The sequence below is a fragment of the Streptomyces sp. genome (assembly GCF_036566765.1).
Taxonomy (GTDB): Bacteria; Actinomycetota; Actinomycetes; order Streptomycetales; family Streptomycetaceae; genus Streptomyces.
This window is the reverse complement of sequence record NZ_DATCVQ010000492.1, coordinates 1-11396: the sequence shown is the minus strand read 5'-3', so window position 1 is coordinate 11396 and position 11396 is coordinate 1. Positions and strand designations below refer to the sequence as shown.

Sequence of the window (11396 nt, the reverse complement as noted above, 5' to 3'; positions counted from 1 at the left end):
CAGCTCGCGCGCGGCGGCGTCGTCCCGGTCGCCGACCACCGCGATCTCGCGCGGCCCGTCCAGGAGCGCCTCGGCGGCTGCAAGGCCCCAGCCGATGTACCGGGGGGCCCGCGGGCCGAGCGCCTTCACCACGCCGAGCGCGCCCTCGGCGGCGGCGCGGTGCGCCTCGGAGCCGGTGTGGGCGGCGTACGACAGGAGTGCGCCGGCGGCAGCGGTCCAGCCGGACGGGGAGGCGTTGTCGGTGGGGTCCTGGGGGCGGCGGATCAGGGTCTCGGCGTCGTGCGCGGTGTCGTAGAACGCCCCGCCCTCGGCCCGGAACTGATCGAGGACCACGTCGAGGAGGAAGCCCGCGAACTCCAGCCAGACGCCCTCGCCGGTGACGGCGGCGAGCGCCAGGTAGCCCTCGGCGACGTCGGCGTAGTCCTCCAGGACTCCCGCGTTCGCGCCGACGTGCCCGTCCTTCGACGTACGGCTCAGGCGGGCCGAGTCGTCCATGTGGAGGCGCAGCAGCAGGTCGGCGGCCTCCGTCGCGCGGGCGACGAGGTCGGGCCGGTCGAAGTACGCGCCGGTCTCGGCGAGCGCGGCGATCGCCAGGCCGTTCCAGGCGGCGACGATCTTGTCGTCGCGGCCGGGGTGCGCGCGCCGGTCCCGGGCGGCGAGCAGCCGCTCCCGGATCGACGCGATCAGCTCGGCGTCGACCACGCCCGTGTCCTGCGGCAGCTGGAGCACCGAGGCGCCCTCCTCGAAGGTGCCCTCCTCGGTCACCCCGAAGTACCTGGCCGCCTCGCGCGCGTCCTCCTCGCCGAGGACCTCGGCGAGCTGCGCCGGCGTCCACGCGTAGTACGCGCCCTCGACGTGCTTGCCCGTCCCGTCGTCGCTGTCGGCGTCGAGCGCCGAGGCGAAGCCGCCCTCGGCGGTGCGCAGCTCGCGGACCATGAAGTCCGCGGTCTCCAGGGCGACCCGGCGCGCCAGATCGCTGCCGGTGGCCCGCCACAGGTGGGCGTACACCCGGCACAGGAGGGCGTTGTCGTAGAGCATCTTCTCGAAGTGCGGCACGACCCAGGCGCGGTCCACCGCGTAGCGGGCGAAGCCGCCGCCGAGCTGGTCGTAGACGCCGCCGCGGGCCATCGCCTCGCAGGTGTCGGCGGCCATCTGCAGCGCGCCCTCGGCCCCGGTCCGGGCGTGGTGGCGGAGCAGGAACTCCAGCGCCATCGAGGGCGGGAACTTCGGCGCGCCGCCGAAGCCGCCGTGCCGGTCGTCGTACTCCCGGGTGAGCCCGAGCAGCGCCTGCGCCAGGTCCTCCTCGCCGGGGACGCCCTGCCCCCCGTACGCGAGCGAGCGCTCGGACAGGTCGCGGGCGATCTTCCCGGCGACCTCGCCGACCTCGTCGCGCCGCTCGGCCCAGGCCTTGGAGACGCCGTCGAGCACGTCGGCGAAGGACGGCATGCCGTGCCGGGGGGCGGGCGGGAAGTAGGTGCCGAAGTAGAACGGCGCGCCGTCGGGCGTCATGAACACGGACATCGGCCACCCGCCCTGCCCGGTGGCCGCCTGCACCGCCTCCATGTAGACGGCGTCGACGTCCGGCCGCTCCTCGCGGTCGACCTTGATGTTGACGAAGCGCTCGTTCATGAACGCCGCCGTCCCGGCGTCCTCGAAGCTCTCGTGCGCCATGACATGGCACCAGTGGCATGAGCTGTAGCCCACGCTCAGGAAGACGGGAACGTCGCGCCGACGGGCCTCCTCGAAGGCGGCGGGCTCCCACGCCCACCAGTCGACGGGGTTGTCGGCGTGCTGGAGAAGGTACGGAGACGTGGCGTCCGCGAGTCGGTTGGGCATGGTTCCATCCTCGCGCACCCGGGGCACGGATACATGGAACGGCCCCGTTCCTCGCACTGGCTCTGCGAGGAACGGGGCCGCTTCAGAAGATCCGCTGGCGTCAGCCGACGTTCCCGTTCTGGGAGAGAACCTCGCCCAGGATGTGCGACAGGGCGTCGTCGCCCTTCTGCTGCACGGAGTTCTGGGTGCAGGTCTGGTTCGACATCGGGTTGCCGAGCACGTCCTGGACGGCGACCGGGACGGCGATGACGCCGACCGGCACCTGGGCCTGGATCTTCTGGATGTCGAAGCAGTGCAGGACGCCACCGTTGACGAGACCGAAGTTCGGGCTCATGTAGCCGTCGGTGGAGTTGCTGCCGATGGACTGCTTCGACTGGTTGCCGATGATGTTGGCGGTGCCACCGTCGTTGCCCGCCGCCATCGCCGTGGTCGCGGACATGCCGGCGACGGAAGCAGCGACTGCCGCGGTGGCGAGAACCTTCTTGATCACGAGATCGTCCTTCTTGAGCCGAGGGGCCTGGAGTGCTCCGTTGCCGAAGCACGCTGATCAACTGCCCCGCCGCAGTTTGGTTCCGGGGAGTCACCCGGAAGCCTCATTCGGCAGATCAACGCCATCGAACACGGAGAATTCGGTCACACGGCCGTCGGTGTTCCCTCGCGCCGACGCGCGTCACGCAGGACACTTGGGCGCGGAAGCGGAAGCTCTCGGAGGGGGACGCACATGCGGGACAGCCACCGGGCCGAGGCCGAGCGCCTGTTGGCACGCGCCGTCGAGGAGGAGGTGCGGCGCTCGGGAGGCCGCTTCGACCCCACGGCGCTGCTGGCGCGCGGGCGGGCCGCGCTGGACTCCATGGCGGCGAGCGCCGGCGAGGAGTACACGGCGTACCGGCTGGCGCTCGAGGAGGCCGAGGCGGGCAGCCTGTCGCTGGCCGAGCGGTTCAGGGGCCAGGCGATCGGAACTCCCGCGCTGGTCACGGCCGTCGCCGCGGCGGCGGCGATCGGGGCGGACATGGCGCTGGGCACGGCGACCGGTACGGCGCTCGGCGCCGGGGCGGTGGTGGCGGTGGCCGGCGCGGCGGCGACCGTGCTGAAGGTGACGGCGGCGCACTGGCCGGCCGCGCACCGCAGGGCCGGCGCGCTCGCCCAGCCGGGCGGGCCCGAGCAGCTGCGGCTGCAGTGGCTGACGGCGCTGGAGGTACGCGGGATACGGCCGTTCCTGGACCAGCAGCGGATGCTGCTGACGGCGACGGCGGAGACGGCCAAGCAGCCGACGAAGAAGGCGCCCCCGCTGCGGGGCGGCGATCGCAGCGCGGCGGCCCGCCGGCGCGCCGTACTGGAGCAGTCCTTCGGTCATCTGCCGGATCCGGCGGGGCCGTTCGCGGGCCGGCGGGCCGAGTTGGCTCGGATCACCCAGTGGGTGCAGGCGGCGCGGGCGGCGACGACGACCCGGCCGACGGTGGTGGTGCTGCACGGGGAGCCGGGCGCGGGCCGCACGACGCTGGCGGTCCGGGCGGCGCACGCGCTGCGGGACCAGTTCCGCGGGGCCTGTGTGGTGGACCTGCGGGGCGCGAGCCGGGGCGAGAAGCCGCTGTCGACCCGCGACGCGCTGCTGCATCTGCTGAACCGGCTGGGCGCGCCGCGCGAGCAGCTGCTGTTCCGGGACCGCAGCTCGGCGGAGCAACAGGTGCGCCGGCTCGCGGAGTTGTACCACCAGAATCTGGCCGGGCTGCCGGTGACGATCGTGCTGGACGACGCGGTGGACGCGGCGCAGGTGCGCACGCTGCTCCCCGAGCGCTCCGACAGCCTGGTCCTGGTGACCGCGCGCGAGCCGCTGGACCTGGGCGCGGAAGTGCCCGCGGCGGTGCACCAGCTGGAGGTGGCGGCGCTCGACGCGGCGGGCGCGGAGGAGCTGCTGCGGGAGGCGGCGCAGGCCCCCGATCCGGGCCCGTACGACGCGGAGGCGTCGATGCGGATCCGGGAGCTGTGCGGCGGGCTGCCGCTGGCGCTGCGGGTGGCCGGATCGTCGCTCGGCCCGCGCACGATGGGGCAGCAGGCGCGCTTCCTGGAGCGGTACGCGCAGGACGCCAGCGCAGTCGAACGAGCCCTGTCCGTCCGGTACTTCACCGATCTCGGCGAGGACGGGCGGCGGCTGCTCCGGCGGCTCGCGCTGGCCGGGCGGGCCTCGCTCGGCGCGGCGGCGGCCGCGGCGCTGCTCGACGGGAGCGAGGCGGAGGGCGCGCGGCTGCTGGGCGAGTTGGCCGGGGCGGGCCTGCTGGACCATGTGCGCGGGGACCGGTACCGGTTGCACGAGGCGGTGCGCGGCTTCGCCTCGGCGCGGCTGCTGGACGAGGAGGACGCGGCGGCGACAGCCGCGGCGCAGGAGCGGCTGATCCGGAACTACGCGGAGCTGGCCGACGCGGTGATCCGGATGGTCGACGGGAAGATGTCGACGCGCGCGGACCGGTTCGGCGGGCACGGGTTCGGTTCGCTGGACGCGGCGCTGCGGTGGCTGGACGACGAGTCGAGCTTCATCACGGCCGCGCTGCGGCACGCGGAGGGCGTCGACCAGCAGGCGGTGCTGAACCTGCTGGGCGCGCTCTGCGACTACTGCCTGCTGCGCGGCGACCTGTACCGCCTCGGCGAGATCAACGAGCTGACCGAGGCGGTCGGGCAGGGGCTGCTGTCCCGCTCCGTGCAGTGGCGGACCGGTATCGCGGCCCGCCAGCTCGGCGAGCTGGACAAGGCGCGCACGACGCTGACCTCGGTCGTCTCGCTCTACCAGGAGGCGCACCAGGACGCCGGCGCGGCGCTGGCGCTGTGCTCGCTCGGCATCACGCTGCACCACCAGGGCAATCTGACGGAGGCGTCCGCGCGGCTGCGCGAGGCCCTGGCGCTCCAGGAACCTCAGTCGCTGGCGGCGGACCGGGCGTGGACCCTGCACGCGCTGGCCGGCGTGGAGCGGGACCGGGCGAACCTCGCGGAGGCGGTGGCGCTGCTCGACCGGGCGATCGCGCTGCACCGCGCGTCGGAGTCGGTGCACGGCGAGGCGTGGGCGCACTTCCAGCTGGGCCAGGTGTGCCTGCGCCAAGGCGACGTGCCGCGGGCCGAGACGGAGCTGCGGGCGGCCCTCGACCTGTACGGCCGCACCCGCGACGGGCGCGGCGAGGCGTGGGCGCTGACCCAGCTGGCCCGGGCCCGGCTGGTCGCCGGCGACGCCTCGCCGGCCGTCGACGGGCTGCGCCAGGCGCTGTCGCGGCACCGGGAGCAGGAGGACGCCCGGGGCGAGGCGTGGACGCTGTACTACCTGGGGCAGGCCCTGGAGGAGCGCGGCGACCTGGACCAGGCGGTACGGGAGCTGGAGCGGGCGCGGACGATGTTCTCGCGGATGCGGGACGTGTACGGGCTGGCCTGCGCCCGGCACCACTCGGGCCGGGTCACCCGCGACCTGCGCGCGGCGCAGACCGGCAATCTGCGCAACTCCGGGTTCGCCCGGCAGCTCCTCAACGACGCCCGGGCGGACTTCCGCCGGATCGGGGTGGCCCACGGCGAGGCGTGGACCTGCCTGGAGCTGGCGGTCGTCGACGCGGGCAACAGCAAGGCGGCCCAGGCTCTTGAGCTGTGCGACGAGGCGGCCCGGCTGTTCGCCTCGTACGGCGACCGGCGCGGCGAGGACTGGGCCCGCTTCCTGCGGGTCACGCTGCTGCCGTACGCCTCGCCGGGCGGCGTGGACGTCGGCACCGTGGTCGCCGAGGAGGAGCTGGCCCGGTTGACGGAGGACGCTCACGCCCTGCGGGACCCGCGGCTCGCGGACTGCGCCGGTACGTACGCGGTCGCCCTGGCGCGCGGCGTGCAGCTCGACGCGGGCTGGCAGGCCTGGTCGCTGGGCCTGGCCCCGAACCGCCACGCGCGCGAGGTGATGGGCGTGGAGGTGCCGTAGGCGTACGCGGATCAGCCCGGCAGCGGCTGTAGGCGACGCGGACGGGGCCCCGGGGGTGTGTCTCCCGGGGCCCTGTCGCGCGCGGCGCGCGGTTACTCCTGCGGGGCCTGCTTCGGCTGCGACTGCTGCGCGGCGCCGGCCGCCGGGGCGGGGGTCTCCTCGAAGGAGACCTTGCCCATGTGGCGGTTCATCGACTTCATCAGCAGCCAGACCGCGCCGGCCATCACCGCGAAGACGACGAAACCGAGGACGCCGGGCGTCACCTTGTTCTCGTCGAGCTCCTTGGCGAGCGGGACGAGCTGGGTCAGTGCGAGGTGTGCGCTCATGCTAGGCATTGTCGCGGATGCCCGCGAAGAGGTCGCTCTCGGGGAGGGAGGTGTCCACGAGCGACTTCGCGAGCTCGTACTCCTCCGTCGGCCAGACCTCCCGCTGGATGTCCATCGGCACGCGGAACCAGCCGCCGTCCGGGTCGATCTGCGTGGCGTGCGCGATCAGCGCCTTGTCGCGGATCTCGAAGAAGTCGGCGCAGGGCACGTGCGTGGTCAGCGTCCGCTCCTTCCTCTCGAACTCCTTCCAGCGCTCCAGCCACTCCCCGTACGGGGACTCCAGGCCCCGGTCGAGCAGCGCGTGGTGCAGCGCCAGCGTGCGCGGCTTGTTGAAGCCCTGGTTGTAGTAGACCTTCAGCGGCTGCCAGACCGGGCCGAACTCGTCCTCGGGGTACTTCTCCGCGTCGGTCGCGCCCTCGAAGGCCACCATCGTGATCTTGTGGGTCATGATGTGGTCGGGGTGCGGGTAGCCGCCGTTCTCGTCGTAGGTCGTGATGACCTGCGGACGGAACGCGCGGATCTTGCGGACCAGCTCGCCGGACGCCTTGTCGACGTCCTCGAGCGCGAAGCAGCCCTCCGGCAGCGGGGGCAGCGGGTCGCCCTCCGGCAGGCCGGAGTCGACGAAGCCGAGCCACTCCTGGTCGACGCCCAGGATCTCCCGGGCCTCGTCCATCTCCTTCTTGCGGACCTCGTGAATGTGCTCCTCGATGTAGGCATCGCCCTGGAGCTTGGGATTGAGGATGGAGCCGCGCTCGCCTCCCGTGCAGGTGACGACCAGCACGTCCACCCCCTCGGACACATACTTGGCCATCGTCGCCGCGCCCTTGCTCGACTCGTCGTCGGGGTGGGCGTGCACGGCCATCAGACGCAGCTGCTCAGTCAAGACTCGATCCTCGGTGAATGGTCACATCGGTCAACTTCTATAGTGACGGAATCGGGGGGCCGAAAATTCCGCCCGCCCGGTGCCACGAAGGGAACGACCATGAGCTCGGCACACGCCTCGCTGCCCGAGGGCCGGTACGGCCGCTCCGCGGACGAGCGCGCCGACCGCAAGCTCAGGATCGCCGGGGTCGTGCTCGGCGTGCTGTTCCTCGGCCTGCTCGGCTGGTTCGGCTGGCACTACGTCGTCGCCGACAAGCTCAGCGCCGAAGTGATCAAGTTCGACGTGGTGAGCGACCGCGAGGTGCAGATGCACCTGGAGGTCCGCAAGGACAAGGACGCCACGGGCTCCTGCACCCTGCGCTCCCGCGCGGAGGACGGCGCCGAGGTCGGCCGCAAGGACGTCCGCTTCGACGGTCCGCGCACGCGGATCGACGAGGTGGTCTCGATCCGCACCACGGCCCGGGCGACCAGCGCCGAGCTGGTCGGCTGCACCGAGCGCTGACGGGCGCGCGACCGGGTGCGACCGGCGTGTGCGACAGCTGTGTGACCGGGCGCGTCAACCTGCTGACCTGCATTGACGTAATTCTGGTGGCTTTCGTCCCTTCCTTTTTCCCGGGTAATTGTTAGGCTCGTGGTTTCGCCCACTCAGGAAGGCACATCCTTCTGGGTAGGGCGATGCTTTGTATTCCCAGTACCTACGAGGAGCACCTGTGACCCAGACCAGCGACAACGTCACCTGGCTCACCCAGGAGGCGTACAACAAGCTCAAGGTCGAGCTTGAGTACCTGTCTGGTCCCGCGCGTACCGAGATCGCCGCGAAGATCGCCGCTGCGCGCGAGGAGGGCGACCTGCGCGAGAACGGCGGGTACCACGCGGCCAAGGAGGAGCAGGGCAAGCAGGAACTGCGCGTCCGCCAGCTCACCCAGCTCCTCGAGCACGCCAAGATCGGCGAGACCCCGGCGGACGACGGCGTCGTCGAGCCCGGCATGGTCGTCACGATCGCCTTCGACGGCGACGAGAGCGACACGATGACCTTCCTGCTCGCCTCGCGCGAGTACGCGGGCGACGACATCGAGACGTACTCCCCGCAGTCCCCCCTCGGTGTGGGCGTCAACGGCAAGAAGGCCGGCGACGACGCGGAGTACGAGCTGCCGAACGGCAAGAAGGCCGCGGTCAAGATCCTGAGCGCGAAGCCGTACACCGGCTGAGAACGATCTTCGCCCCGAGACGAGGCCGGACCGCCGAACAGCGGTCCGGCCTTCCGCATGTGCATGCCGATCTTCGTGCGATGATGCGGGCGGCCGTCACGTCTTAGGGGGATGAAGACACGTGCTGTCACCGCTGCGCGAAGGGGCGCCCGAGCGGATCGGGCCGTACGAGATCCTGGCCCGGCTGGGCGCCGGCGGCATGGGCGAGGTCTTCCTCGGCCGCACAGCGAGCGCGGCGGGCACGCACGACGGCACGTACGTAGCCGTGAAGACGGTCCTGCGCGACGTCGCCCTCGAGCCCGCCTTCCGGGACCGGTTCCGCCGCGAGGTCAAGGTCGCCGGCCTGGTGTCCAGCCCGTACGCGGCCGCCCCGCTGGGCGGCGACGCGGACGCGGAGACGCCGTGGCTGGCCACCGCGTACGTCCCCGGCCCGAGCCTCTCGCAGGCGGTGCGCCGCAGCGGCGCGCTGCCCGTGCCGACCGTACGGGCCCTCGGCGCCGCGCTCGCCCGCGCGCTCGCCGACCTGCACGGCGCCGGCGTGCTGCACCGCGACCTCAAGCCCGGCAACGTCATGCTCGCGGTGGACGGCCCCCGGGTGATCGACTTCGGCATCGCGCGCAGCAGCGGCGCGACGACGATGACGGCGACCGGGATGATGGTCGGCACGCCGTCCTTCATGTCCCCGGAGCACGTCGCGGGCGCCCGGCACGTCTCCGGGGCGTCGGACGTCTTCTGCCTCGGCTCGGTGCTCTGCTACGCGGCGACCGGCGAGGACCCGTTCGGCGACGGCCCGCTGCCGGCTGTGCTGTACCGCGTCTCGCAGGCCGACGCGGACCTGAGCCGGGTGCCGGAGGAGCTGCGGGACGTGATCGCCGCCTGCCTGGCCGCCGACCCGGCCGCCCGTCCGACGCCGGAGCGGCTGGCCGAGCTGCTCGGCGGCGGGCAGCGGGCCCCGTGGCCGCAGGGCGTCCTCGACCACATCGGCGAGTACGGGCGCGAGCTGGCACAGCTGATCGCCTCGGGCGCGGCGCTGCGGGAGGTCGCCCCGGCCCCGGTCGCACCGGACCAGCTGCCGACGATGCCGCCAGTGGCGCCGACGGTCCCGCCCGCGCCGCGGAAGCGCCGCCGGGCGCTGATCGCGGCGGCTGTCGCGCTGGCACTGGTGGCGGGCGGTGTGGGCGCGTACGTGCTGTGGCCGGAGGGGAATCCCCCGGCCAGGACGGCGACTCCCCCGGCTCCGGGGCCGACGATCCCCGGCGTCGACTTCAAGGGCCTCGCTGACTCCTCCGGGGTCGTGCCGCAGTACCCGAACCAGCGGCCCAAGGGCTGGAAGCCCTGGACGGCGAAGCTCTCCGCACCCGCACTGGGCTGCGCTGCGGGCACGACCGTGCTCGTCTGCCGGACCACGAGCGGAGGGTACGAGGCGCTCGACCCGGCGAACGGAAAGAAACTATGGTCAGCGGACCTGGGCGACACGAAGTCGGATCGGAGCACGATCAGCCCCAGTGGTGGAGTGTTCATCGCCGACAGCGCGACACGGCCAACTGTTCACGGTGACGCCGTCGTCGTGAACGCCGCTGGGAAGCTCCAGGTGCGCGACGCCCAGACGGGGAACGTCCGTTGGACGAAGCCCGTCGGGGGCGGAGGAGGCTCCGCCACCCGGCCGATCGTCGGTGACGGCGTCGTCTTCGCGGCACCTGAGGCGAAGCAGGGCAAGACACAGGGCGATATGACCGCGTACTCGCTGGCCGACGGAACCGCTCTGTGGAGCAAGTCGCTGACCAACGCGGACCTCGCGAGAGTCGCTCAGCGGCCATTCGAGCAAGTGGCCTTCGCCCAGGGGCAGGTGTATGCACTGAGTGACGCCGGGCTCATCGCGTACGACGCCAGGACCGGCGAAGTCCGCGGCCAGGTCGACCGGGACGCGGCGAACTGCTGGAACGTAGGGCTCGTCGGACCGACCGGATATTGCGTGGACACCGCCCCCGAGCGGACCGGCCGGGAGATACTGCGGGCGCTGGACTCCGTCACGCTCGCCTCCAAGGCCAGTCTGCCTGTGCCGGTGGAAGGGCTCCGTCCGGACGTGATCACCCCGACGTCCCTAGTCACGTTCGACCGGGGTCTGAGGATCTACGACCCGCGTGATGGCAAGCCGCTCCGTACATACGAAGCGAAGTCCGCCCCCAAGGGCCTTGAGCAGAGCTGGTCCACCCCGCTGATCGCTGGCGACCAGGTCGTCTACGCGGACTTCAGCAAGCTGTACACCGTGCGCCTTGGCAAGGACGGCAAGCCGGAGGAACTGCGGACGACAGCGGTGCCGGGCGCACCCGGTCCGCGCGCCCGGGAAGAGGCGTTCGACCTGGACTGGGGCATCTTCATCGACAAGCAGGTCCGGGAGCCGCAGGTCCTGCCGATCGGCGGCATCACGCACGTCGTGTATGACAAGGGCGTCGTCTCCTCGGTCGAACTGCCCAAGTGACGTACTGAGAGGACGACTTCGGTGCTGAAGGCACTTCCCGACGGGCAGCCCCCGCGCCTGGTCGGCCCCTACCGGCTGCTCGCCGCGCTCGGCGCGGGCGGCATGGGCGAGGTTCACCTGGCCTGCCGGGCGGACGCGCCGACGGCCGACCCGTACCGGATGGTCGCGGTGAAGACCGTCCGCGCGGACCTGGAGCTGGACGAGGACTTCCGGACCCGGTTCCGGCGGGAGATCACCGCGGCGCGAGCGGTCGGCGGCCCCTACGCGGCGCGGCTCGTCGACGCGGACGCGGACGCGGCGGTGCCGTGGCTGGCGACCGAGTACGTCCCCGGGCCCTCGCTCGCCGAAGCGGTCTCGCGGGCGGGCGCGCTGCCGGTCGACGCCGTACGGGCGCTGGGCGCGGCGCTCGCCCGCGCGCTGGAGTCGGTGCACGCGGCGAAGGTGCTGCACCGGGACCTCAAGCCGGCGAACGTGCTGCTCGGCGCCACCGGCCCGAAGCTCATCGACTTCGGCATCGCGCAGGCCTTCGAGGCGACCGCGCTGACCTCGACCGGGCTGATCGTGGGCTCGCCGGGATTCATGTCGCCGGAGCACCTGGTCGGCAGCCGGGCCGTCGTACCCGCGTCGGACGTGTTCTGTCTGGGCGCGGTCCTGGCGTTCGCGGCGAGCGGGCGGGGCCCGTTCCACGACGAGGAGATGGCCTCGGTCGTCTTCCGGATCAGCCGGGC

The 11396-nt window shown here is 72.7% G+C and carries 9 protein-coding genes; 5 read left to right on the top strand and 4 right to left on the bottom strand.

Going from position 1 to position 11396, the window contains the following annotated elements; translation table 11 throughout:
- Both VIU94_RS28765 and VIU94_RS28760 read right to left on the bottom strand, forming a co-directional pair.
- The coding region (locus VIU94_RS28765; protein ID WP_331915609.1) for a thioredoxin domain-containing protein at positions 1 to 1836 on the bottom strand (1836 nt) is incomplete at its 3' end.
- Positions 1837 to 1936: 100 nt separating this feature from the next.
- The gene (locus VIU94_RS28760; RefSeq protein WP_331915607.1) at positions 1937 to 2326 is read right to left on the bottom strand and encodes a rodlin; all 390 of its coding nucleotides are present in this window, start codon (positions 2324 to 2326) and stop codon (positions 1937 to 1939) included.
- Between the two features lie 231 nt (positions 2327 to 2557).
- Here VIU94_RS28760 and VIU94_RS28755 point away from each other — a divergent pair, with 231 nt between their 5' ends.
- Positions 2558 to 5773, top strand: a complete 3216-nt coding sequence (locus VIU94_RS28755) for a tetratricopeptide repeat protein (RefSeq protein ID WP_331915605.1) — start codon at positions 2558 to 2560, stop codon at positions 5771 to 5773.
- 92 nt (positions 5774 to 5865) lie between these two features.
- Here the strand turns inward: VIU94_RS28755 and VIU94_RS28750 are convergent, their stop codons facing one another.
- Positions 5866 to 6099 carry a hypothetical protein gene (locus VIU94_RS28750; RefSeq protein WP_331915603.1) on the bottom strand — a complete coding sequence of 78 codons (234 nt, stop codon included), beginning with the start codon at positions 6097 to 6099 and terminating at the stop codon, positions 5866 to 5868.
- Position 6100: 1 nt separating this feature from the next.
- A complete protein-coding gene (gene mca, locus VIU94_RS28745) occupies positions 6101 to 6982 on the bottom strand; it encodes a mycothiol conjugate amidase Mca (RefSeq protein WP_331915601.1) in 882 nt (293 codons plus the stop codon).
- Between the two features lie 99 nt (positions 6983 to 7081).
- On the opposite strand from mca, the gene VIU94_RS28740 reads away from it, so the two are divergent.
- The 4 genes from VIU94_RS28740 to VIU94_RS28725 all read left to right on the top strand — a co-directional run.
- The gene (locus tag VIU94_RS28740; RefSeq protein WP_331915599.1) at positions 7082 to 7483 is read left to right on the top strand and encodes a DUF4307 domain-containing protein; all 402 of its coding nucleotides are present in this window, start codon (positions 7082 to 7084) and stop codon (positions 7481 to 7483) included.
- Between the two features lie 208 nt (positions 7484 to 7691).
- Positions 7692 to 8189 carry a transcription elongation factor GreA gene (gene greA, locus VIU94_RS28735; protein ID WP_331915597.1) on the top strand — a complete coding sequence of 166 codons (498 nt, stop codon included), beginning with the start codon at positions 7692 to 7694 and terminating at the stop codon, positions 8187 to 8189.
- Positions 8190 to 8310: 121 nt separating this feature from the next.
- Positions 8311 to 10668 carry a protein kinase domain-containing protein gene (locus tag VIU94_RS28730; RefSeq protein ID WP_331915595.1) on the top strand — a complete coding sequence of 786 codons (2358 nt, stop codon included), beginning with the start codon at positions 8311 to 8313 and terminating at the stop codon, positions 10666 to 10668.
- Positions 10669 to 10689: 21 nt separating this feature from the next.
- The coding region (locus tag VIU94_RS28725; RefSeq protein WP_331915593.1) for a serine/threonine-protein kinase at positions 10690 to 11396 on the top strand (707 nt) is incomplete at its 3' end.

Excerpts from the sequence above, each read along its gene's own strand:
- VIU94_RS28740 (WP_331915599.1), top strand. The coding sequence starts at position 7,082 with ATGAGCTCGGCACACGCCTCGCTGCCCGAGGGCCGGTACGGCCGCTCC.
- VIU94_RS28755 (WP_331915605.1), top strand. The coding sequence starts at position 2,558 with ATGCGGGACAGCCACCGGGCCGAGGCCGAGCGCCTGTTGGCACGCGCC.
- VIU94_RS28750 (WP_331915603.1), bottom strand. The coding sequence starts at position 6,099 with ATGAGCGCACACCTCGCACTGACCCAGCTCGTCCCGCTCGCCAAGGAG.